This window comes from Paenibacillus hunanensis (genome assembly GCF_034055775.1).
In the GTDB taxonomy this organism is placed as follows: Bacteria; Bacillota; Bacilli; order Paenibacillales; family Paenibacillaceae; genus Saccharibacillus; species Saccharibacillus hunanensis.
Genome location: NZ_CP139194.1, coordinates 4,004,267 through 4,028,680, shown reverse-complemented (window position 1 = coordinate 4,028,680; position 24,414 = coordinate 4,004,267). Strand labels below are relative to the sequence as shown.

General features: G+C 48.1%; 16 protein-coding genes and 1 pseudogene. 14 read left to right on the top strand and 3 right to left on the bottom strand.

The annotated features are described in order from the left end of the window. Positions 1-401: 401 nt before the first annotated feature. From SK066_RS16350 to SK066_RS16335, 4 genes are all read left to right on the top strand, one after another. Positions 402-2,123, top strand: a complete 1,722-nt coding sequence (locus SK066_RS16350) for a PTS transporter subunit EIIC (protein ID WP_320542276.1) — start codon at positions 402-404, stop codon at positions 2,121-2,123. Positions 2,124-2,144: 21 nt separating this feature from the next. After that, complete coding sequence (locus SK066_RS16345) at positions 2,145-2,993, top strand: PRD domain-containing protein (RefSeq protein ID WP_320542275.1); 849 nt, start codon at positions 2,145-2,147, stop codon at positions 2,991-2,993. 492 nt (positions 2,994-3,485) lie between these two features. Then, the gene (locus SK066_RS16340; protein WP_320542274.1) at positions 3,486-5,003 is read left to right on the top strand and encodes a glycoside hydrolase family 68 protein; all 1,518 of its coding nucleotides are present in this window, start codon (positions 3,486-3,488) and stop codon (positions 5,001-5,003) included. Between the two features lie 539 nt (positions 5,004-5,542). Beyond that, complete coding sequence (locus SK066_RS16335) at positions 5,543-7,006, top strand: glycoside hydrolase family 32 protein (RefSeq protein WP_320544904.1); 1,464 nt, start codon at positions 5,543-5,545, stop codon at positions 7,004-7,006. Between the two features lie 13 nt (positions 7,007-7,019). Here the strand turns inward: SK066_RS16335 and hepT are convergent, their stop codons facing one another. Both hepT and mntA read right to left on the bottom strand, forming a co-directional pair. Next, positions 7,020-7,427: a type VII toxin-antitoxin system HepT family RNase toxin gene (hepT, locus tag SK066_RS16330; protein WP_320544903.1), complete on the bottom strand. Its 408-nt coding sequence runs from the start codon at positions 7,425-7,427 to the stop codon at positions 7,020-7,022. A 108-nt stretch (positions 7,428-7,535) separates the two neighbouring features. Next, a pseudogene (gene mntA / locus SK066_RS16325) lies at positions 7,536-7,838 on the bottom strand (type VII toxin-antitoxin system MntA family adenylyltransferase antitoxin); the annotation flags it as partial. A gap of 251 nt (positions 7,839-8,089) precedes the next feature. Between mntA and SK066_RS16320 the strand changes: the two are divergent. From SK066_RS16320 to SK066_RS16285, 8 genes are all read left to right on the top strand, one after another. Next, entirely contained in the window at positions 8,090-9,427 is a 1,338-nt protein-coding gene (locus tag SK066_RS16320; protein ID WP_320542273.1) for an MFS transporter, read from the top strand. Positions 9,428-9,612: 185 nt separating this feature from the next. After that, entirely contained in the window at positions 9,613-11,046 is a 1,434-nt protein-coding gene (locus SK066_RS16315) for an amidase (protein ID WP_320542272.1), read from the top strand. A 1,302-nt stretch (positions 11,047-12,348) separates the two neighbouring features. After that, positions 12,349-12,633, top strand: a complete 285-nt coding sequence (locus SK066_RS16310; protein ID WP_188773899.1) for an acyl carrier protein — start codon at positions 12,349-12,351, stop codon at positions 12,631-12,633. 253 nt (positions 12,634-12,886) lie between these two features. After that, positions 12,887-14,089 carry a radical SAM/SPASM domain-containing protein gene (locus SK066_RS16305; RefSeq protein ID WP_320542271.1) on the top strand — a complete coding sequence of 401 codons (1,203 nt, stop codon included), beginning with the start codon at positions 12,887-12,889 and terminating at the stop codon, positions 14,087-14,089. Between the two features lie 21 nt (positions 14,090-14,110). Continuing rightward, a complete protein-coding gene (locus SK066_RS16300) occupies positions 14,111-15,256 on the top strand; it encodes a BtrH N-terminal domain-containing protein (protein ID WP_320542270.1) in 1,146 nt (381 codons plus the stop codon). A 128-nt stretch (positions 15,257-15,384) separates the two neighbouring features. Further along, positions 15,385-16,809 carry an ATP-grasp domain-containing protein gene (locus SK066_RS16295; protein ID WP_320542269.1) on the top strand — a complete coding sequence of 475 codons (1,425 nt, stop codon included), beginning with the start codon at positions 15,385-15,387 and terminating at the stop codon, positions 16,807-16,809. 126 nt (positions 16,810-16,935) lie between these two features. Beyond that, entirely contained in the window at positions 16,936-18,072 is a 1,137-nt protein-coding gene (locus SK066_RS16290; protein WP_320542268.1) for a UDP-glucuronosyltransferase, read from the top strand. Further along, positions 18,069-19,181, top strand: a complete 1,113-nt coding sequence (locus SK066_RS16285; RefSeq protein WP_320542267.1) for a Gfo/Idh/MocA family protein — start codon at positions 18,069-18,071, stop codon at positions 19,179-19,181. The genes SK066_RS16290 and SK066_RS16285 overlap by 4 nt, the downstream gene beginning before the upstream one ends. Positions 19,182-19,535: 354 nt before the next feature. Here the strand turns inward: SK066_RS16285 and SK066_RS16280 are convergent, their stop codons facing one another. Next, a complete protein-coding gene (locus SK066_RS16280) occupies positions 19,536-20,255 on the bottom strand; it encodes a 4'-phosphopantetheinyl transferase family protein (protein ID WP_250342701.1) in 720 nt (239 codons plus the stop codon). A 258-nt stretch (positions 20,256-20,513) separates the two neighbouring features. Here SK066_RS16280 and SK066_RS16275 point away from each other — a divergent pair, with 258 nt between their 5' ends. Then, on the top strand, positions 20,514-21,377 hold the full coding sequence (locus tag SK066_RS16275) for an alpha/beta hydrolase (protein ID WP_320542266.1): 864 nt from the start codon (positions 20,514-20,516) through the stop codon (positions 21,375-21,377). Positions 21,378-21,535: 158 nt separating this feature from the next. After that, the gene (locus tag SK066_RS16270) at positions 21,536-24,205 is read left to right on the top strand and encodes a PAS domain S-box protein (RefSeq protein ID WP_320542265.1); all 2,670 of its coding nucleotides are present in this window, start codon (positions 21,536-21,538) and stop codon (positions 24,203-24,205) included. Positions 24,206-24,414 lie beyond the last annotated feature (209 nt).

The window sequence follows — 24,414 nt, the reverse complement described above, 5'->3', positions numbered from 1 at the left end:
CTTCTGCAATGTAAGTCAGCGGAGACGGGTTCTTTCTTAATTATTGTTGTAAAAGAAAATGGAACCGGTTCTGAATAAAGTTGTATTAGGCAGAAATGTGCCGTATACTGTCAAAGTTGTACGAGGTCAGCGATATAGCAGACATACAAGTATCTGATCCTACTGTATCGATATCGTATATAGAGGGTGGTATTCATGTAGTAGGACTGCATCGATATGCGTATAGCATCCAAGCGTCCCTTATACTGTATATCGCTATCATACGCTAAATAAAACGAGAACATGTTATCATTCGATCCGTAATCCTATAATCTATGAGCAAATATTCAAAAAATCCTCTCTATATGAACGACATGTACAATGATATGACTTAACAAGCAGCAAGCAAAGGAGGAATGCCCATGCGACAGGAAGATCAACATTCGCCAGCGGCGAAGCGGCGTGAGCGCAGGCAGCATATGCAGGAGCTGGCAGCACAGCTTATCGAGCAGTCTGGTGGCTGGTCTAATGTGCAGGATGTACTGCATTGCACTACTCGTATCCGTCTGCGACTGCATCGTCCTGAGCTGGCGAATCATTCCGCCCTTGCTGAACTACCCGAGGTGCAAAATATACGTCAGGTTGGCGGACAACTGCAAATTATCGTCGGGCCAGAGCTAACGTTTCGACTGCATCGGCAGATCGAGCGTCAATTGCAGCGTATGTCTGATCTTTCCCTGGCTGGAGATGCTGAGGCGCATCAACAAAACGCAGAGACGGAAGCGGAGCAAAGTCTACAGCAACGGAACGCTCCGGAGCAACCGAGCCGTCCAGCGCAACAGAACGGTCTGATGCAATCGAATGGTCTGGAGCAACATCATAGTGTGGAACCAATGGAACAGGATGGAAAACCGGAAGCAGTAAACCGACAGCATGCGGCGGAGCAACCAGTGCCTGCATCTGTATCCGACAAATTGCTAACAACAAAACAGCCGTCCTTCTCATCAACCGTTGATTCTGCTCAAGCTAGCAATATACCGCCAGCCGCCCCGCGTTCATTCATCGGACGTATCATCGATGCGGTAGCGTTCTTTTCCGATATTATCATACCGATGATTCCTGTATTCGTAGCCGCAGGCATTCTGCTCGGTACAGTCAGTCTGTTACAATTTCTCGGCTGGGCGCCAACTGAAGCGCTCTGGTTCCGGCTATTACAGCTACTGACTGGCTCGATCTTTCAAATTATTAGCGTGATGTTCGGGTATTATGCTGCCAAGCGCTTTGGCGGTACACCTGTGCTGGGTGCGGTACTTGGCATGCTGATGTCACGACCGGAGATTGTCGGTAGCGGTGGAATGCCGCCATCGGTCATTTCATCGTTCGGACTGGTAGCATTGCCGCAGTTTAGTTATCAGGGAACAGCAATTCCGGTTATTCTGGCGGCTATGCTGATGGCAAAGCTGGAACGATATTTGCGCCGTATTATTCCCGGCTCCGTACATGTACTGGTCATTCCAGTGCTGTCACTGCTAGGCGGTAGTGTGCTGGCGTTATTTATTATCGGGCCACTGGCAGGGCTGCTCGGTCATTGGTGTGCTGCACTATTAGAGCATCTGTACGCCTATGGTGGGACATGGTTTGGTCTGGTGCTGGGTGGTGCGTATAGCAGTATCGTACTGACTGGACTGCATCAGGGCTTGCAGGCGATCGAGGCGGGATTGATCTCGAATCCGACGATTGCTGTTAATTTTCTATTGCCGATCTGGTCTATGGCTAATGTCGCGCAGGGCGGAGCGGGTCTGGCAGTCTATATGCGTACTCGCGATGCCGGGCTACGCAAGGCGGCATTACCGGGAGCGCTCATTGCCTTTCTAGGCATTACGGAGCCAATCGCGCTTGGCGTAAATCTCAAGCTGGTACGACCTTTTGTCGCTGCCGCCGCAGGTGGTGCGGTTGGCGGTGCTTATATCGGCTGGCATCATGTGGTGGCAAGCTCATTTGGCTTGACGGGTATTCCGATGCTCGCCTTTATTATTCCATTTGGCTGGTCTAATTTTGTTCATTATATGACTGGCTTTGTACTGGCGACCGGGACAGCCTTTGCGCTGACCCTATTGCTAGGAAGAGGCAGACGTTCATCATAATGTATTGTGGAGGTGGATGACATGAAAATCAAAAAGATTCTGAACAACAATGCTGTCATCGTCGACGATCAGGGACAGGAGAAGATTGTGATGGGCGGCGGCGTTTCATTTGAAAAAGGTAAAAACGATGTGGTCGATCCGAGCCGTATTGAGAAAATATTTATTTTAGAGGATCAGGAGCGATACGGCTATTTGCAGGAAATGCTGCAAAAGCTGCCAGAGGAAGAAATCGCCGTGTCCGAGCATATTATTTCTCATGCTGAAAAGGAATTGAACGTGTCGTTTAACGAGCATATTCATATTGCGCTGACCGACCATCTGTCTCATGCGCTGGAGCGTCTACGTAGTGGTATGATTATTCACAATACATTGCTGGAGGAAATACGCATTCTCTATCCAGCAGAATTCCGCATCGGGCTATATGCACGCGAATTGATTGCCGAGCGTCTGCATATCGATATTCCGGAGGATGAGGTTGGATATATCGCGATGCACATTCATACCGCGGTCATGAACGCTGGTTCGGGTGTCGCTTCTGCTGGTCTGGCGGCGCTAATCCGCGATATGGTAGAGGATATCGAATATGTATTGAATCAACCGCTGGATCGCAAATCAGCAGCATACGAACGCTTGATCAGTCAGTTGAAAAGCATTTTACAATCATCAGTGGACGGTCATCCTGCCGCTGAATTAGATGAAGAGATTATTGTGATCGCTCGTCAAAAGTATGCCGACTGGTATGAGCATGCGCAGGAGATGACTGATCATGCGGAGGATGAATATGGATACAGCTGCACAGATAGTCAGCGTGTACTGATCGCGATTGAGCTACAACGCTTGCAGGAAAGGTTAGGACATCCCGCCCGTTGACAATCTACGCGTAGAAGGTGATAGACAAGCTCGATGAACCATTTTAGATAAAAATCGATAGCAAACTTGCTTGTAAAGTGTCGCTACATAGTTCCATATACCTGTCATAGCAACTAAGCAGAACTATTCATTTCCAGGGCGTGTCTAGCTAAAAAGTAACAAAAATAGCCCTTTTTCTGACAAACGATAAGGATTGAAACTATGAAAATGAGACTAAAAATGATGATTATTCATGAAAATTTACGAAAAAAGAGATTTTATTGAAGTAATCAAATTGGTTCGTTCTCTCTATAGTCTTGCTGCAAATGAGAGGTATAGAATAGGTGTCAGCAACAGAATATCCGGGTGTGTTACTGGTAAAGCAGGCAAGACCTAAAAAACTCCGACTGGGGATTTCTGCGTCATATGACGCGTCGTCCGGTCAGGGATTTTTAGGTCTTTTTTTCGTGCCAGTGCACCTGACATTCCATTTGAAGAGAGGAAGATTAGAACATGAACATCAATCATTTATACAAAAAGGCGGCAGCCGTTACTATGGCAGCAGCGCTGCTGGCAGGCGGTACATCGGCATTTGCCAGTGGCTCCGGACAAGACTACAATGGAGGCGCTCCAACACGTCCAACGCATCCTGTACCCGAAAACCCAACGACTCCATCGGTGATTAACGATACATACGGTTTTTCGCATATCACCCGCTTTGATGCACTGAAAATGACCAAGCAGCAAAATCGTCCACAATTCCAGGTGCCTGCATTCAATGCGGATCAGATTCGTAATATTCCGTCCGCTGTCGGTAAGGATGCAAACGGCAATACGATCAATTTGGATGTGTGGGATACATGGCCATTGCAAAATGCGGACGGCACCGTTGCCAACTATAACGGCTACCAGATCGTATTCGGTCTAGCAGGTGATCCGAAGGTATCGTCGGATACGTTTATCTACCTGTTTTACAAAAAAGCAGATGACCAATCACTGGACGCATGGAAAAATGCAGGTCGTGTCTTCAAGGATACCGACAAGCTGGTGCCAAAAGACTGGATTCTGAACCATCAATCGGAGGAATGGTCTGGCTCAGCAACGATGACGAAGGACGGCAAAGTGCGTCTGTTCTATACAAACCGTCATCCGTGGGATGCGGATCAGGGCTTCTTCGGTAAGCAGACGCTGACCACAGCGCAGGTGAATGTATCCGAGCCTGCTGAGGGCACGCTGAAGGTGGATGGGGTAGAGGACTTCAAATCGATCTTTGACGGTGATGGTAAAATGTATCAAACGGTGGATCAAGCATTCAGCGGTGGTGACTACTCCGATAACCATACCCTTCGTGATCCACACTATGTAGAGGATAACGGACATAAATATCTGGTGTTCGAAGCCAACACAGGCTCTGAAACAGGGTATCAGGGTGACGAGATGTTCTACAACAAAGCGTACTATGGCGGCAATGATAAATTCTTTGAGAGCGAGCGCGAAAAGCTACTGAACAGCCCGGACAAGGATTACATGTCCATCGCTAATGGAGCGCTCGGTATTATCGAGCTTAACGACGATTACACACTGAAAAGAGTGATGAAGCCATTGATCGCATCCAACACGGTAACGGATGAGATCGAACGTGCGAATATTTTCAAAATGAATGGAAAATGGTACCTGTTCACAGATACCCGTGGTGCAAAAATGTTCCTCGATGGTGTAGACGCTCGAGACATTTACATGCTTGGCTACGTATCGGATTCAATCGACGGGCCATACAAGCCACTGAACGGAAGTGGATTGGTGCTGCATCAGGATCTGAATCCACGCGATGTCACCTGGACGTATGCTCACTTTGCCATTCCACAGGTGAAGGATAATGAAGTAGTCATTACAAGCTACATGACCAACCGCGGCTATTTTGCGAATCAGCAGTCGACCTTTGCGCCAAGCTTTAAGGTAAAGATTGATGGTGACCGTACTTCGGTTGTACCGAATAGTACATTGAATCAAGGACAGGTAACAACGGACTAAGTATATCAAGTGAAGATGAATCCTTCATCGACAGGGGAACATATTCGGAAGACGTACAGGGGATTTCAATATGGCATAGGGAACGAATAGAACGAATACGTTCCTTATGCCGGGTGAGGCAAGCTGTCTGTCTACCGGATATGGTCGATGATCGATCAAATTGTAAATAAGCAAGGCAAACAATAAAGGGGGAGAAAGCAGGTGTACACCACTGCTTTCTATTCCCTTATTCCATTTTATCCCCGAAGTACAGGAGGGATACTACCAGAGAGGAGAGAACATCTATGAAACATTCCGATTATCGTAATACATCTAAAACGACAGCATGGCGCCGCTGGGTGTGGCCGCTGGGACTAACAGGTGTGATCGCTGTAGGAACGGCGGCATGCTATGAGCTTCAACCCGAAGACGCATCCAACTCGGCAACCATTCAAGCCGAAGCAAGCGGCACATCCAGCTCACAGCGTTATCCCAATAGCAACAATGTATCGAGTCCAGCAAATGGTCAAAATGAACAAAGTCAGCAGTCAGCTTCAGCTATGCAAAATGAGCTATTCACCAGCGGACAGCAACTGAATGGATATCGATCCACCTATCATTTCACCGTACCGGACAAATGGAAAAACGATCCGCAGCGCCCGGTATATGCTAATGGTAAATATCATTACTACTATCTATATAACAAAGATTATCCGAACGGCAATGGTACAGAATGGCGTCATGCCACTTCAACCGATCTAGTACACTGGCAGGATCATGGCGTAGCTATTCCCAAATATACAAGCGCCAATGGAGATCCATGGTCAGGCTCGGTCGTCGTCGATACGAACAATTCGGCGGGGCTGGGCAAAAATACGATGATCGCTATCGTGACTCAGCCTTCTGCTAATGGTGGAGCGCAGGAGCAGTATCTGTGGTTCAGCACGGACGGTGGTAATACGTTCAAAGCCTTCGGCAAAAAGCCGATTTTATCGAATCCGGGCAATGCTGATTTCCGCGATCCGAAGCTGGTATGGGATCAACAATCTCGTCGCTGGATTATGCTGATGGCGGAGGGCAATCGTATCGGTTTTTACACATCCACCAATTTAAAAAGCTGGCGCTACGTGAGCGACTTTGTCGCTGATGATATCGGTACGCTGGAATGTCCTGATCTGTATCGAATGCGAGCATCGAACGGTACGTATAAATGGGTGCTTGGCGTGAGTGCCAACGGACGCGAATCCGGACAGCCAAATACGTATGCGTACTGGGTCGGTACATTTACCGGGCTTGGCTTCAAGGCAGACGATATGCAGCCACAGTGGCTGGATTACGGATTTGACTGGTATGCAGCGGTTACCTTTGAAGATGGTACAACGAATAAGCCATATGATCATCGGTATGCGATGGCTTGGATGAACAACTGGGATTACGCGAACAATACGCCTACCTTGCAGGATGGCTTCAATGGAACCGACTCGATGGTGCGTCAGATTCAATTGAAGAAGTCGACAGGTGGAGCAGGGTATACGCTGCTATCTCAGCCTATTCGCGGATTATCCAAATTCGTCACCGCCACCCGTCATATTCCGCGTGTGGAAGTAGATGGACAGCATAAGCTTGATGTGCGGGCTTCCTCGTACCAGCTGGATGCGGACATTACATGGTCTGATTTGAAAAATGCGGGGTTCCAATTGCGCCGCTCGTCAGATGGATCACGGCATGTGGATGCAGGTGTCTTTGTAGAAGGCGGGTACACGTATGTCAATCGCTCTTACACCGGACATCCAGATGCGAACGACAATCTGCTGGAAAGCCGTGCGCCCTTCCAATCGGCGAATCAAAAGGTACATTTGAAAATACTGGTGGATAAAACGAGTGTAGAAATGTTCGTCGATGGTGGACAGGTGACGCTCTCCAATCTGGTCTTTCCGAAGCCAGACGATCAGGGCATCGCGCTGTATAGCGAGGGTGGCAAAGCGGTGTTCGATAACGTAGTTATCAAATATTTAGGTAAATAAAGCGGCTGTATGCTCAGCCGCTCTGTTCCACACTTTGAATGAATCGTTCAAAATCAGGCAGCTGCTCGTCAATCATCTCTTCCAGTATCTCGACCTGCACTGCCTGATAATCATGCATTGCAATATTGCGAAAGCCGATCATCGCCTTCAGGCTCACGCTCAGATCACGCTCGATAATGCCAGCACGTTGGAGCAGATCGAACGCGTCGCGTGTGCTTTGTGGGATGCCTAGCTTTTGCTGGGAGATCAGATGCATGGCCAGATCAAGACAGCCTTCACAGGCACGCTGTAGATTGAGAATAATAGAGTCCTGTCGGGTTAAATTGTATAGATTTTCTGTATCGTTCCCGTATTCTTCCCGGATACGGCTAACACAGTGCCGAATCGTAGCGGCTTTATTTAGTACGATATCGCGATTCATGATGAGTGTTCCTCCTTTTTGCCATGCGTCAAGCAGTGGCTCGCGCCAATCGCTCAGTAGCGCATAGTCACGGTAAGCCTGTATCCAGGCAAGCTGTGCTGGCAGGTCATTCTGCTCGTATAAAATATGTCCGGTCGTCGCAATTTGCAATTGAAAGACCGTACTGGCTTTTTCATAGTCGATCAGATCGACATCTCGCTCAAGTCGCTCGGCCAGCTCCTGAGCGATACGAAAGCGGCGATAGCTGGTAAGGCTTCTGGCTTGCGGCTCAGCGATATACGCAATGTCCACGTCACTATCGGAACGAAGCTCTCCCCGTGCGGCTGAGCCAAGCACAATAATGACCTCAGCGGAACAATGCTGGCGAATATGCTCAATGATCGATTGTCGCTGCTGGTCAGTAAGCTGCATGACGGTTCTCCTTGTATAAGCTTGATGACTTGCATGGAATGAATATCCGTTATGTATGGCTGTGCATTTAGCTTTTCCTCTAGGTTGCTGGATCGATGTCTTTGCCCTCATCCACATGCCATGGTACGAACGGCAAACGGGATCGCAGCAACAAAACCAAACAGACGTAATAAAAATAGCAATTTTAACAACTATATCACACTTCCATGCTAGTCTGGTAAAAGGTGCTATACCAGAATGGAGGAACAACATTGGAGCAATGGACAACGAATCGCAAGCATACACGAGCCTGGTTACTATACGACTGGGCGAATTCGGCATACGCAACGACCGTACTCGCTGCGGTGTTGCCGATCTTTTACAGCTCGGTTGCGGCAGCTACGCTACATCCAGAGACAGCTGCTTCGTATCTGGGCTATACGCATGCAGCAGGTATGCTCTGCGTGGCATTACTTTCCCCGTTATTAGGAGCGGTATCCGATCTAGCAGGTAACAAGGGCCGGTTTTTGTTTGGCTTTTCGCTGCTTGGTATCCTGGCGACGATGCTGTTCAGTACGATTGGGCGGGGAGATTGGCTACTCGCTTCGGCATTGCTTGTTTTATCGACGATTGGGTTCGCGGGGAGTAATGCTTTTTATGATGCATTGCTGCCTGATATGGTGCCTTCTGGACAGAGGGAGCGGGTATCTGCACAGGGCTATGCTTATGGCTATGTCGGCGGAGGAATCATGCTAGCCTTGAATCTGGTGATGATTCAGCAGCCACACTGGTTTGGATTAGCAGATACACTTGCAGGTACAAGGCTGGCGTTTATTACGGTCGGTATCTGGTGGCTTGTATTCGCTATGCCGATCTTCCGCGTTAGCGGTGCGTTTGGCAAGCCAGCATTGTATCGCTCTGTCCATCCTGCTCCATCTGCACTGGAAGGGAAGCGTATTCGTGAGCTGCTTCGTCCGGGTATGCGTAATGTGATGAATGGCTTTCGTACGCTACCACGCTATCCACAGCTGGCGCGCCTGCTAATTTCATTCTGGTTTTTTAATGATGGGATTAATACGATCATTTTGATGGCAACTGTATATGGGACAGCGATTGGGATCGGTATGACCGATCTGCTTGTGGCATTGCTGATTACGCAATTTATCGGTTTTCCGAGCACATTGCTATTTGGGAAGCTGGGCACGGTATGTGGAGCGAAGCGTCCACTGCTAGTATCGCTTGCCGTCTATTTATTAATCGTGGCGCTTGGCTATTTTATGACGGCATCATGGCAATTTTACGTGCTCGCTTCGATGGTTGGTCTGGTGCAGGGAGGAAGTCAGTCGCTGGCACGCGCGCTATTCAGCGATCTGATCCCAGCTGCACGGACGGGCGAATATTTTGGCTTGATCAATGTCACAGGCAAATTCGCCTCGATCTTCGGACCCTTTCTATTCGGTCTGGTAGGGCAGCTGACAGGCTCGGTACGGCTAGGTATTTTATCGCTTGTATTGTTCTTTGTTATAGGGATTGCGATGCTGTGTACCGTGAATGTAGAGACAGGACGCAGACAGGCGATAGAGCCCACACCATCGGTAAAGGAAAAATAAATCTCGTTATTCGATCATCCTTGATACGCTTGCCTTCTATTTATATAGAAGATAAGCGTATCAAAGTGCGTCCGGGGTTGGTACACGATGCTCTTTTCGATTATCATAAAGAAAGCTGTATCTGCTGTCGTTCATACAAGCGGATGCGATCAAGCTGACTGACGGACGAAAGGGGTAGGGATAGCATGACATTTACGTTGCAGGAAGCGACGATATCAAGGCTTCAACAATGGATGGAGGATGGAACGGAATCAGCCGTATCGCTGACGGTGCAATATATGCAGCGCATTGCAGATGTGAATCAAGCAGGGCCATGCTTGCGAGCGGTGATCGAGCTGAATCCAGATGCGATCTATATCGCTGAGAAGCTGGATCAGGAGCGAGCAGCAGGGCAGGTACGGGGACCGCTGCATGGTATTCCTGTATTGATCAAGGATAATATCAATACGGCAGATCATATGCATACAAGTGCAGGATCACTTGCACTGGCAGACTCCTATGCGCCGCAGGATGCTCATCTGGTACAGCGTCTACGTCAGGCAGGTGCTGTTATTTTAGGCAAAACGAATCTGACGGAAATGGCGAACTTTATGGCTTCCCATATGAAAAATGGCTATAGCGCTCGCGGCGGGCAGACGCTCAATCCGTATGGGCCGGGTCAGCTTGATGTGGGCGGCTCTAGCTCGGGTTCAGGTGCGGCTGTAGCGGCGAATCTATGCGCTGTGGCGGTCGGTACGGAAACCTCAGGCTCCATTTTAAATCCATCTGCCTACAATAGTCTGGTTGGTATCAAGCCAACCGTTGGATTGATCAGTCGTACCGGCATCATTCCGATTACATACACACAGGATACGGCAGGGCCGATGGCTCGAACAGTGCAGGATGCAGCCATCCTACTGGGCGTACTGGCAGGTCAAGATGAGCAGGATGCGGCTACATTGTCACTTCCAGCAGAGCTGCCCGATTATACCGCCTGTCTATCTAAGGATGGTCTGCGTGGAGCGCGCATTGGAATTAATCGTGCATTGCTGAATGAATATAATGAAGAAGAACTCGCGATCATGGAGGCCTCGATTGAAGCGATGCGTCATGCAGGAGCGATTATTGTAGAAGGGGCAGACTTGCCTCACACAGCCGGGGACAATTTTAACGTATTGTTATATGAATTCAAGTCAGCGTTGAATCGATATCTAGCTACACTTGGACCGCACGCTAAGGTGCGCACACTCAAGGACATCATTGATTTCAACCATTTGCATCATCAGGATGCGCTTCGCTATGGTCAGGATACACTGATACGAGCTGAATATGAAACCTCGGGTACGCTAACCGAGCCGGATTATGTGAACGCTCGCTTGCAGCTGGGTATACAGGCACGAGCAGAAGGCATCGATCATGTGCTACAGACGCACCAGCTGGATGCGATCTTCAGCCCGGACTTTACCGATACACCGGCAACCGTCGGATATCCAGCTATTATGGTTCCGGCAGGCTATCTGCGAAATGGGATGCCATTTGGTATTAGCTTTATGGGTACGGCTTATAGCGAACCCCAGCTGCTGCGTATTGCATACGCATTCGAGCAGGTCGTACCTGCACGACGTAGCCCTATTTTATAGATGGAATCTATAGAAGCAATCGATCAGTGAACAGACTTCCAGTAAACAGACTTCATAGTATAAAAGAAAAGTTCATATGTGGGACATAGGTCATGATGGTTAGACTCGTAATATGGCTTGCATACTCCTACTAATGATCTTAATCTAAGCCCTGCTTGCTGCATATCGATTGTAGCAGGTAGGGTTTTTGTCTATTTTAGTAGCTGAGCTATAGCGAGATAGATGTGGCGCTATTGCTTCCATACATAGCTCCAATGGATGTGTAATTTAAGATTATGGATGGACGACGCCTCATTTATAACACCAATTCTCAAGCGGTATGTAGGATCATATTCCGGGATTGGAACATCTTGAATATGTTACCTATTTTGCACCTGTAGTAACAGAGGTTGCAGGTGGCAGTCAATAAACGACAGAGCTTGCAGTAGATGTTGTCGAATAAGCTGGCAATCCCCACAGTCTCCTCGTTACCACTTCGATTAATAGATGCGTCGCTGCATCCATGCACATTCTAATCAATGATAGATCGCTGCGATCGTGAAACGATACTGGCAGGAAGGATGCCAGAGGAAAAGCGCCCTTATTTGTACGTATACATAATAATATCGATCTATCCCGCGGCTTTGAAATGTGCATAGATCGTAAAATAAGCTATCTGAATCTCGATCCGGTCCCTTTCTTCTATACGCCAGATATAGCGTTAGCGAAGTCGCATTCGTATACAGCAACCGTACAATCTAGCTTTGAAAAAGCGATTGCTTGCACTCCAATATTGTAAATTCGAATACCATATTATTGTATACTGGTATGTTATGTAACGATCTTAGCTAATGCTTGATTTCTAATCTATCAAATGAAGCATTCGAGTCCGAATCGATGTTTATACAACAATTATTCGATTCATTGCATAAGCATGGACTTGGGATCAGGCAAGGATTCGACAGATGAAATTGGGAGTCAAAAGACAAAATGTGGAAATATAACATAACATAAACGATATTCCAAATACTAATGAGGCTTTTAATGTGTGAAAGACAGAAAAAATATTAATTAAATAAGGTAAAAATATGGACATTTTACACCTTCTGGGTCTTTGGCAGGGTTTCCGATCTGGAGCATTGACTAATGAACAGGGATGAAACATGATAGACGTATGTTCTTTCATATTCCAGTATCTGTATTTTTATGCCAATAAAAAGAATATGAAGCAGAACAGATTCCCCGTATACATTGGCCGTGTAGCTATGCTTGCTTGACCTGATTCTCTCGTAATGTGGAAACCATTTTGAAGGAGGAATTGGAATGAAGCAGTCCGGTGTTTCTGCCCAGCAAATTATTCAAATGATCAGTGACGTGAAGGAAGACCCCGCTTGTTTGACCAAACTTGGTCCGGAATCCGATATCATCCATGATGCCGGTCTGGACTCCCTCCAGTTGATTCATTTTATCCTGCGTATTGAAGATGAGTATGATGTAGAAATTGACTTTGAAGAGTTTGACATGGATCATCTGGGATCGATTTCTGGTTTCTGTGACTTTGTCAATCAGGCACAGACAGGCGATAAGATTCAACCTATGGAAGCATAGAGCTTACATAATAATGTAAGTTCGTTATTGGATAACAGACATTCAGATCGCATACTCGAAGGCAGCAGGCGCCATGCACACTACATGACGTAGGCTGCTTTTCATCATTATGGTTCTGTGATGCGAATATGGATAGTGATGTCAGATGACGGGATAAGTCATTTTAAAAAAATAACGAAATAGTCATGTGTCGGAACGGAATCGGGAATGCAGGAATTGCCAGCCTTTCAAATTGACGAAAGAGGTGTTATGCATGCAGCCAAGAAGTGAAGTCACGATTGACCGTGAAGCATTTAAGCTCATCAAACGCACAATTCGCAATGCCGCTGTATCCTACCGCAACAAAATGAAAGATCCGACCTATAAAACAGAATTACCACAATCGCTCGGAATTAAACTGACTAACCGCTGTAATCTGCGCTGTACGCACTGTTTTCAGTGGAATGAGGATGGCTACCATCATCAGATGGATAAAGCCGAGCAAAATATGGATCTTGATCCAGCGATCTTCAAGCAGCTGCTCGATGATACGAAAGCGGTTAAATCCCGCCTGTATCTGTGGGGCGGCGAGCCGATGTTCCACCGTCAATTCAGTGAAATTCTGGGACACATCCAAAATGATCGCCGTGAGATGACGATCTGTACGAACGGACTGCTGATCAACAAGCATCTGGATCAAATTCTCGATCTGTCTGAAAATCTGGAGCTGCTTATTGCCGTGGAAGGCTTCGAAAAGGAGCATGACCTGATTCGCGGTAAAGGTACATTTAAGAAAACGATGGCTGAAATCGATCGTCTGGTCGAGCTGCGTGAGCAGGGACTGTACAAAGGTCGCATTTCGGTACACGCCGTTATTAACGATAATATGATCGGTCGCATGACAGAGCTGCTGGAGTTTTTCGAATCGAAAAAGCTCGATCTCGTGATGCTCTGCTTCCCATGGTATATTTCCCGGGAAACATCGGTGAAGATGGATCACTACTTTACCGAAAAGTTCAGCTGGCTGCGTCAGCTGGATGAGCGCCATATTAGCAGCTGGCATGCGTTTAAATACAAAATCAATCCGAACAATATGGAAGCACTCATGAATGATCTGGATGCGATCAATGAACGCGTATGGAAAATCCGTATTCGTTATCAGCCAGGTCTGGACTACGATGAGATCGATAAGTTCATTCACGGTGAGGAAATGACAAGCCGTTGCTCGAATAACTGTCTGGCGCTCACCTCCCGTACAGATATTATTCCAGATGGTAGCGTGCTGCCATGTAAGTTCTTCTCTGAATTTACCGTGGGAAATCTGAAAAATAAGAGCCTGCGCGATATCTGGGATTCAGAGGAATACGATAAAATTCGGCAGACGATTAATGAAGGCGGTCTGACTCCAGCCTGCTCGAAATGTAGTGTACTGTACCTGCACGGTGCGAGCGGCTTACAATCGCTGAACTATATCTGATTCCGAAGGAGCGAAGTGAAGATGAGTCAAAGCGATAAAAAAATGGTGTCGCTCGATATCAATGTACTTGGTCTACCGCCTGAAGAGGTACAGAGCATTATCGATTCGGTGCAGGTCCCTGAGGATGGAGAGATTGTTGTCGCTGATCTGCTTCAGGTGATGGAGGATCGGGTCGTGATCAACCACTGCTTTTACGGTGTGGTCAGCGGTATGCTCAGTCAGAAGGGCATGGAGCTAGCAGAATCAGACATTTACATGCTATGTAACGGTACGTATATGGCGTATAACGGTCAATATGATACGTTCGGACAATGTCCGATGGTGCATATGCTGCAAGAGTTGGAGCAGCATACCGATATCGGTGTACATTACAAAATCGTCGATCTGGAAGCACGCGATCGGGCTGCAATTTTGCGAGATTGGTATGAGGTGCTGAATAGCGGACAGACGCTGCTGTTGCATATGGAAACGTCTAATCTGATTTATAACCAGCTGTATGTAGAGAGTCCAGGCAAAGGTCATGTCGTGCAGCTATACGGCTTGCATGCAGAGGAAAATATCGCGCATATCGCCGACTTTTTCCTACTCGATAAAGCCGGTCAGGTGCTCGGCTACAACGGTACGATTCCCCTGTCGGAGCTGCTGGACGGTGTAGTGGAATATGCGTACATGTCCAGCGAGCAGGAGCAGGGTGTGAAGACCGAGCAGCTTATGCGTGCTTGCTCTGAGCATGCGGCTGAATTTCTCGCAGGCGGAGTGAATGCACAGGGAGAGGCGCTGGGCATGGCGGCTTATCGACGCCTGAATGCACAGCTAGCCTCGATGCATGAGCTGAACGATAAGGAGTTTGAAGCGACCTGTGCGTTGATCTATTATCATCTACGCATCGAAAGTCTGATGCACATGCTACGGTATACGACGCAATTCGTAACGGATCATGAGCAGCTACTGGGCGCCGAAGGGCCAGCTATACGTAGCGGTATGGAACAGGTGCAGGATACCGCACGTCGTCAGCTGATGATGCTCTATAAAATGGGAATTCGTCGTGATCGTGCCTCACTGGATCGTTATCTGGCAGGCAATGATCGTATGCTGGATGAGTATGAAGCGCAATTGGAAAAGCTACAGCATGCCGCAGGGCGTGTTGGGCTACCCTCACCGTCTTGATAGAACAAACCAATCATCTGCCACCTCATCGCGCAAGGATGAGGTGGCGCACATTTAGCCTATAAATCAATGGCAGACTGTCCGCAGCAATGTGGGCAGTCATCCTATTCTGAAGGGTAGGGATCATAATGCGTGAATCCATGTCTAGAGCTGGTGAGCCAGCCGTGCTACATATGGGAACGTTTGAAGCCGAGCTGCACTGGCGCGAACATAATCTTGCTACACTACCTGCATTGCCTGACAAAGAAGCAGAGCGAATCGTAACAGCTATGGATGAGCTGTTATTTGCTTTTTGTAAGCCCGGTGATCTGCTTCTGACACGCTATGCGATGGAGCCCTGTCAGCGTGACTATACCGCTGCACTGGGATTCGACTTTACAACTGCACGTACCGATCTGGAGCAGCCTGTACGAGCCAATCTCACTTCAAGCGCTCAGCCGCTGCATGGAGGTGGGCAGCTGCTTCAACAGAGCCGCACGACCGAGCAGCAGCCGATGTCTGTATTTCGTTTATTGTATGAGCATGGTCAATCTATTGCAGATCAGCTGCCGATTGCCGGTACCATTTTATCTCCATTCGCCTGGGTTCCGTATATTAGTGAAAGCAGTCAGCGCTTCGGCATTCAGGCAAGACAGCCGCTATTGGAAACGGTACGAACCGTGAATACCAAGCATTATTCCGCGCAAATGAAGGAGCGATTAGGGCTTGCCAATCCAGGCGTGCTTATACGCAGTGCAGCTGAATTAGAGCTGCTAGGTACGAATTTTCTACAGGATGGTAGCTTTATGATCAAAGACAATTATGGCGTATCCGGCAAGGGTAATCTGCATATCGACTCTCCTGGACTGCTCCAGCGGATTGTGAACAGCATTCGCAAGCAGGAGCAAAAGGGTCGCAATGTGCAATTTGTGCTGGAACGCTATTCGCATAAGGAACGCGATTTCTCCTGCCAGTTCCATATTACCGAACAGGGCGATATCGATATTTTATCTGTACAATGGCTCGCCAATTCGCAATTCGCCTACCGCGAATCCTTATCGCCAGATATTCAGTTTATGGATCGACTGGAGAGCAGCGCTTACTTTGATACGATGATGGAGATCGGACGGCAGCTCTATCAGGACGGTTATTTTGGACATGTATGTATCGATTCGATGACCCTGATCGATGGCAGCATCGAGCCTATGGTCGAGATTAACGCTCGCAAATCGATGAGCTTAATCAAAAATAGCATCGACCGCTATCTACGCCAATATGGACTCGTTGGCAACATGACCAATTATACCGTCTCCCATGATGGCACCTTCACCTACGAGCAATTACTGATCGAGCTTGAGCATCGCGGTCTTCTGTTCCTACCTGAACGCGGCGGTGGCATTCTCCCTCTCACCTCCGCAGCTTGGTCGGTTAACCACCGCGATGCCCCAACCGGCAGCAAGCACAAGGGCAGACTCTATCTGTCCGCTGTAGCAGCTGATGAAGAAGGTAAACGTAGCCTGCTAGATCAGCTAGAGCACGTATTGGAGCAACATGGTGTAAGCGTATTGAATTGAGCATGCGTTTCTAGCTCTAACATCTAAACGAGTATAATTGGCACATTTAAATCATTGGGTTGAACAATGTCTACGAGCTTCAACTATCCTCGTACTCATCTTTATATTCCAGGGAGGGAAGAACAGATGACGGTAACGATTTTATGCTCGGGCTTCGGGCTGGGCTTTTATACACCGGGCTTGCTCGTCGAAGCTGGTCTTGGGCGTCAGGGGATTCCAACTGAGGTGCTTGTATTTGAAAATGTGATGGGTGATGCGCAGCGTGGTCGAGTCGACCATAGCCGTCGCGCGTATCATGATGACTTTTCCGTAGCGCTTATGTCTCAGCGTATTCCACAGGATATTCGCAAAAGTATGGACCCTGAGCAGGTAAGCCGACTACTACAGCAATGGCAAGCAGAAGGAAGACGACATTTTATTTGCTTATCCGGTCACTGGATCTACGTGCTGGAACTTTATCGTGAGCAAATCGGTGAAGCGCTGGATGTCGATCTGTTGTATCTGGATGCGATCGATTCGCCTTCATGGAAAAATGTAAAGCGCCGCATCGATAAGCTGGAAGAACGATATAACGAGGTATGGCTATTCGGTCATGACGAACAGCCGATGAACACATATATCGATATCGCTGGCTCAGATCCAGTACAGCCTTATGCCGAGCGTGAAAAGCGATTGCTCGTACACGGCGGTGGCTGGGGCATGGGCACGTACCGCGAGCATCTGGATCATCTGCATAACGCTGGCTTTGCGCTGGATATTGTTTTATATGAAGGCGATGCACCGGGCGATACCGAGCAGGGACAGCGCTACTATCGGATGGACCCTGAATGGCGTACATGGCAGCATAACAGCGAGGGACGGCACACGTTTCCTCCATTCGCAGAGGTCATTTCAGGTGAGCCAGAGCAGTATCATCTTCACTCTGACTACCATATGCTCTGTGAGATTGAGCGCCGGGTGAAGGCGATTGTGAGTAAGCCAGGCGGTGGTACGCTTGCCGATTCGTTTGCTTCGGGTACACCGATTATCTTTTTAGACCCATTTGGTGAGCATGAGCAGCGGAATGCAGAGCGATGGGAGCAGTATGGCTATGGTATTACGTATGATCGCTGGATGAGTGAGTATGGGGGCGGAACGGATATTTTAGAGCAGCTGCATCATAATCTGTTGACAGCACGCCAAAAACTGTCCCCGTATCCAGAGCAGTATGCAGCCCGTTACACACAGTCGATCCAGCAGCTCGCAGGGGAGGCAGGGCAATGAACCATTCCTCTGCACGGATTATTCCCTTTCCCACCGATCGGGTAGCGCAGGAGCATTCGCTGGAGCTGCGTCCGGTACGTATGGGGATTGTCGGCTGCTCGGGTATCGTTCCACGTGCGGTACTGGAACCCGCTGTGCATGTAGACGGACTGGAGATTCATGGAGTAGCTAATCGAACGTATGCGAAGGCGCAAATGATGGGCGAGCAATATGGAATTCCGGTTATTTATCCTACACTGGAGGAATTGCTTGCTGACCCGCTGGTGGATGCGGTCTATATCGGGCTTGGGAATGCCTTACATGCCGAATGGATTATGCGTTCGCTGGAAGCCGGGAAGCATGTACTGGTAGAGAAGCCACTATGTCTGGAAGCCGGGCAGCTGCCCCAGCTGGAACAGGCGGCAAAAGAGCGTGGTCTGCTGCTAGCCGAAGCGATGATGGTAGCCCATCATCCGTGGCAGGAAGCGATCCGAGGTCTGGTAAGTAGTGGTGAGTACGGCAAGTTGCTTCGTACCTCAACGCGGATTACGATCCCTGCTCGTAATGATCATCTGGACAACTATCGCAGTCGTGCTGAGGAGGGCGGTGGCTGCTGGTGGGATCTTGGCTGCTACTGGCTCCAATTTGTGCAGCAGATTAGCGGAGAACAGAGCCTATCGCGATTTGCGATCAAGGGAGCATCTGAATTTAACGGGCCCAATGGATGTGATTGGACGTTTGAAGCGGAAGCCGTTGCTGACGATGGATTAATTGCCTCTGCGACGCTGTCCTTTGAGCAGCCTTATGCCTGTCGTCATGTGCTACATTTTGAACGGGCGATCATCACGATTCCAGATGTGTTTCGCTGCAATCTAGGCTTTTACAAAATGAAGCTGAAGATTACGCTACTCAAAGACGGTCAGGAGATCGGAGAGGCGCATCAGCATATTTTTGAGCCGATGAACTATTATGTGAATCAACTTCGCGCTTTTACCGAGCAAGTGCGGCAGCAGCATCGCCTCAGTAATGAGTATGCTGTTATCGATCATGGGCTGGAGCAGGCGATGGAGCGTATTCGCGTACTGGATCAGGTATATCGCGATGCCCGGTCTGGCTTGCTACAACATTGATAATGGGAGCCCTGCTGGTGCTGTAGTATGAAGTAAGCAGGGCAAGGGAATCTTCAATAAGAGAAACACTCAAGAAAAGACACACTCGAGCTGAGCTAAGCATCAGACAATCTATACGGAGTAAAAAGCCCGCTTGGTCTGGTAAGGGAGCTTATCCCATCGATCAGACAGCAAGCGGGCTTTTTATTGATTTCATGACGTAGGGCATAACTTTACTACTCATCGCTTCATAACGTATAGCATTATGATCTGTGGCATTGTACGTTTAACAGGTAAGAATCTCCTGTACTACATACAACTAGAATAGTATTCAGGCTATTCTAGGCTATCCCATGATATTTCCTGTACAATCCACTACACCGGCAATAGCTCACGCCAATCGACCATAATTAACGGACGCGGCCCGAATGCTACAGCGCTACAGACGGATAGCTTATATTCACGATCCACATTGATTTTACGGAAAAAGCAGCTTTGCTGACAATGATCATCCCAGCCACCAGAGGAATCCTCCTCTGGATCAGGTGCTGCCAGCCTTGCTGTATCCGGCTCAATCAATTCCACTGCAAAGGAATCCAGTGGAATAGACAATCCTTTTCCAACAAACTTGATATAACTTTCCTTTAATGTCCAGAGCGTGTAAAATAATTGAAGCCGCTCCTGTTCGTCTACGCTCATAAGTAGCTTGTATTCGGAAGCGGTAAAAAAGCGTTCTGCAATGGCAAAATCGATCGGACGTATCTTTTCGATATCGACGCCAACAGGAGCCTTCCCATCGGCACAGATGACCCAGTCACCTGCATGGGACAGATTAAAATGAATATCGGTGTGCTCACTCAGATATGGCTTGCCATAGCTGGTTTTGCTGAATGTCAGTGTATTTGCTGGAAGCCCATAGCGTTCCTTCAAAACATGCGTGACCAACAGTTCGCCAAGCAGGCTGCGCTGAGCGTCCTGCTGTCGCTGAAAACGTAGAGATTGGTCGCGGCGTTCTTCCGAAACCGCTGCACGAAGCTGCTCCATCGTCTCCTCGGACAGCAGTTCAGGCACATGTACACCAGTTATATTAATCAATGCAAAGATCCTCACTTTCAATAGGTGGCTCCGATTAGGGGACAGTAATGGATGATCGTTGTTATCATCGATTCGAAGCCTCTACCCATATATTGACGAATATTAAAAACGCCGTCAATACGACCGGATAGCTAAAATTAAAATATCTTATACTAGCGATTTTCTAACACATCGATACACATACATTGTAAGCGCAAGCTGATATAATACAAGTAGGATTAGAGCTGTATCGTTTTGCACATTGAAGCAGGAGGGAACATGTTGTCAGAAATTAAGCATTTGCCATTTCAAACCGAGGATCACTACTATGTACAGATGATGCCAGACATTCAATTCGCTCGTTTTCCAAATGGCTATACACTTCATATGAATATTTTGCGTCCACAGTCTCATATTCCACTGCCACTGATCGTATGGGTAGTCGGGGGTTCATGGCTGGAAGCAGATAATTATAAGCATGTACCGATGATGTCCTCTATCGCAAGTCAGGGCTATATTGTAGCCTGTATTCAATACCGCACAGTAAATCGTGCACCATTCCCGGCGCCATTACAGGATGTGAAGACGGCGATTCGCTTTTTGCGAGCACATGCAGATGAGTATGGAATCGATGCCGAGCATATTGGCATATGGGGGCATTCGGCAGGCGGTCATCTGGCAGCACTGGCTGGCGTTACAGGCGATCAGCCTGAATGGGACGAGGAAGGCGAATGGTCAGGCTATTCCAGTCGCGTGAGTGCGGTTGTGGACTTTTGCGGACCGACCGATGTGATCGCTGATTTTCAATCTGAATATGCACAGCCTGTTATTTCCTTGCTCTTAGGTGGGCCGCAGCGAGATAAAATGGATAATGCGGCACTGGCTAATCCGGTGACTCATATCCAAGCGAATGCTGCACGACAGGGCACACTGCCACCATTTCTAATTGTGCATGGGGATGCAGACGAGATGGTGCCATTGCGTCAGAGTCAGTTCCTGTACGATGCGCTGGATGAGGCAGGCTCGGACGTGACATTTTATATATTAGAAGGTGTAGAGCATAGCGCCTCCGGTCTGATGACGAGACTGGATGTGATGGACGCGGTCACTCGCTTCTTCGCTTTTCATCTTAAAGGCTCATAAGCAGATGAGCCTAATAAAAAGAACTTCTTATTAAGCGCTGAAAGGGCGAACGCTTCATCATTAAATATGGAGCACCATATCAGGCTTAATCGATAAGAAATAATCATTGCAATCACCCCGCGTAAGACGCCAAACGTTGTGATGAGGGGGACAAACATTTGGACAAGCATGACGACTATAGTATTCTCCATAATCTGATTACAGAGAGCGGTGTATACCGACCGCTGTTCGAGCATCATCCTGATGCAATCTATGTAATGGATATGGAGGGTAATTATGTCTATACCAATCCGGCTGTACTTCGCATGACAGGCTATGCACCGGAAGAGCTATTGACGATTGATAAAAGTCAGATTTTCGGGAAAGATCGTTTGTATTTCCGATCGCCTTATTTTAATCGGGTGATGCGCGGGGAATCGGTTCAATTTGAAACGGAAATCTATCATAAGCAGGGGCATACGATCTATTTGGATGTGACGTATACGCCTGTGACAAGCGGTGATCAGATCGTCGGTATTTTTGGTGCTGCTAAAGATATTACTGCGCGTAAGCAGGCAGATGAGCAGCTGCGTAAAAGTGAGGAACGTCTGACGCTGGCACAGGATATCGGTGGATTCGGCTGCTGGGACTGGAGTATGGATACAGACGAGCTGATTTGTACGCCGAATTTTTTTGAAATTATGCATATGAAGCAGGATACACCTACGCTGCTGTACCGACGCTTTCTGGCGAGTATTCATCCTGATGATCGTGCACGTGTAAGCGATGCGTTTCGGCAGATGCTAACGGAGGGCAGTATTCATCTGGAATGTCAGCTTATGGACAGTGCGCATCCGGTAAAAACGATTGCGATTCGTGGACGTGTGCTTGCTGCGGATGCGAATCATGAACGAAGAATTATTGGTACGGTACAGGATATTACCGAGCAGCGTTTGCTGGCGGATCTGATTCGTGAGAGCGAACGACAGTACCGTATGTTGTCTGAAAATACGATGGATCTGATCTCTACGCATACGGCAGACGATCAGCTACGTTTTTTATATGCATCGCCTTCGCTTACCCGCTTGCTCGGCTATGAGCCAGATGAGATGCTGGGGCAGAGTGCAGCAGATTATTATCACCCGGAGGATCGTGCAGTCGTGCAGGTGTATGTGCAATCGATTCTGTATGCGCGTGAGCAGCATACGGTCTGTTACCGTTTCCGCCATAAACAGGGGCATTATGTATGGCTGGAGTCCAGCGGTACGCATGCTAGTAATGGCAGCAATGATCCATTTGGAACGATTGTTGCGGTATCGCGGGATGTCTCGGATCGCAAATTTGCTGAGCAGCAGCTGCTAGAGAGTGAACAACGCTACAAGTCGCTTGTCGAATATAATCCGTCTGGTGTGTATTCCTTTGATATGGAGGGACGATTGTACAATCTGAATCCAGTCGCTGAGATTCAAAGCGGTTATGCAGTCGGTCGAATGGGTGAGCTGCACTTTATTGATCTAATTGACGAAAAGCATCAGCAGGATGCTCAGCATCATTTTGATCGTGCTCGTATGGGCTTGCCGCAAAATTACGAAACCACGCTTATTCAATCCAGCGGCAATCGAATGGAAGTAAATATTACGAATGTACCGATTATTGTCGGCGGGCAAATTACCGGTGTGTTCGGGATCGCAACGGATATTACAGAGAGCAAGCGTTATCTGGAGCAGATTCAGGCGCTTAGCGAGGAATATAATCTCATTCTTAGCTCGGTGTCTGAAGGTATCTTCGGAATCGATACGAACGGACGCGGCATCTTCATCAATGAGGCGGCAGCACGGATGCTTCAGCTTCCGCGTGAGCAATTTATCGGTATGCCGCTTCAGGAGGCGCTTGTGAATGCACGTACCGATGGCGAAGCCTATCTGCCCGGACAAAATCCGGTACGTCTGACCTTAGCAGATGGGCTGTCACGTCAGGTGCTGGAGGAAGTGTTTTTTAGACGCGACGGCTCCAGCTTCTTCGTCTCCTATCGAACGAATGCACTGTTTGACCGCGGACGTATTATTGGTGCGGTTGTGGTGTTTAGTGACCGGACGAGCGAACGCGAGATTTTGGAAGCAAAAGAAATGGCGGAGCGAGCTGCTTCAGCGAAGACGCAGTTTATCTCCATGATGAGTCATGAGCTGCGTACACCGATGAATGCGATCGTCGGCATGAGTGAGCTAATTCAGGACTCTCCACTCGATGACGAGCAGCGCTGGTATATGGATATTATCGTGCAAAATAGCCATGAGCTCGTTCGCATTATGGATGATATTACCGATGTGAACCGTTTGGAAAATGGTCATGTCGAGCTGGAAGAGTATGACTTCGATCTGTATGAGCTGATGGATTCTGTGTACCAGCTATTTTTACCACAGGCAGAGAACAAGCAGATTCAGGTATCGCTACAGATTGAGCAGGAAGTGCCATTGATGGTAAAAGGCGATATGTTCCGTTTGCGCCAGGTGCTTGTAAACATTATTGGTAATGCGATCAAGTTTACCGATCATGGACAGGTGGAGATTGTGGTCAGTCTATCGCATCTGTCGCGCGAGCATGGTGCTATTCTAGACTTCCGTATCGTCGATACAGGCATCGGTATTCCAGCAGATCGTCTGAATGAGCTGTTTCATTCGTTCTCACAGGTGCATCATGCGATGAATCGACATTACGGCGGCACAGGTCTGGGTCTGTTTATTAGTAAAAATCTGATCGAGCTAATGAAGGGAACGATCGGAGTTGAAAGTAGAGAGAATAGCGGCTCTACCTTCTATTTTACATTACCGTTCCAGCTGGCAACACAATGAAGCTATAGCTAGCCGAAGTGACTAAAATGAATGAAACGGATACTCATGATAGGGGACTGGTGCTAATTGGCGTCCAGTATGTATGTATGTATGTATGTATGTATGTGCGAAAATATAGGTGAGATCATCTCCAATGGCAAATCGCCAGTATCATGAACGAATCGTGTTAAGGTACTCGTCAGGCAGACTCATATCCGACTACAAGCCAC

What these genes read in the sequence shown, in the direction of transcription:
- SK066_RS16275 (WP_320542266.1), top strand. Translation starts at nt 20,514, where the DNA reads ATGTTGTCAGAAATTAAGCATTTGCCATTTCAAACCGAGGATCACTAC.
- SK066_RS16300 (WP_320542270.1), top strand. Translation starts at nt 14,111, where the DNA reads ATGAGTCAAAGCGATAAAAAAATGGTGTCGCTCGATATCAATGTACTT.
- SK066_RS16310 (WP_188773899.1), top strand. Translation starts at nt 12,349, where the DNA reads ATGAAGCAGTCCGGTGTTTCTGCCCAGCAAATTATTCAAATGATCAGT.
- hepT (WP_320544903.1), bottom strand. Translation starts at nt 7,427, where the DNA reads ATGAATCGCGATATCGTACTAAATAAAGCCGCTACGATTCGGCACTGT.
- SK066_RS16345 (WP_320542275.1), top strand. Translation starts at nt 2,145, where the DNA reads ATGAAAATCAAAAAGATTCTGAACAACAATGCTGTCATCGTCGACGAT.
- SK066_RS16290 (WP_320542268.1), top strand. Translation starts at nt 16,936, where the DNA reads ATGACGGTAACGATTTTATGCTCGGGCTTCGGGCTGGGCTTTTATACA.
- SK066_RS16285 (WP_320542267.1), top strand. Translation starts at nt 18,069, where the DNA reads ATGAACCATTCCTCTGCACGGATTATTCCCTTTCCCACCGATCGGGTA.
- SK066_RS16350 (WP_320542276.1), top strand. Translation starts at nt 402, where the DNA reads ATGCGACAGGAAGATCAACATTCGCCAGCGGCGAAGCGGCGTGAGCGC.
- SK066_RS16305 (WP_320542271.1), top strand. Translation starts at nt 12,887, where the DNA reads ATGCAGCCAAGAAGTGAAGTCACGATTGACCGTGAAGCATTTAAGCTC.
- SK066_RS16335 (WP_320544904.1), top strand. Translation starts at nt 5,543, where the DNA reads ATGCAAAATGAGCTATTCACCAGCGGACAGCAACTGAATGGATATCGA.
- SK066_RS16340 (WP_320542274.1), top strand. Translation starts at nt 3,486, where the DNA reads ATGAACATCAATCATTTATACAAAAAGGCGGCAGCCGTTACTATGGCA.
- SK066_RS16295 (WP_320542269.1), top strand. Translation starts at nt 15,385, where the DNA reads ATGCGTGAATCCATGTCTAGAGCTGGTGAGCCAGCCGTGCTACATATG.
- SK066_RS16315 (WP_320542272.1), top strand. Translation starts at nt 9,613, where the DNA reads ATGACATTTACGTTGCAGGAAGCGACGATATCAAGGCTTCAACAATGG.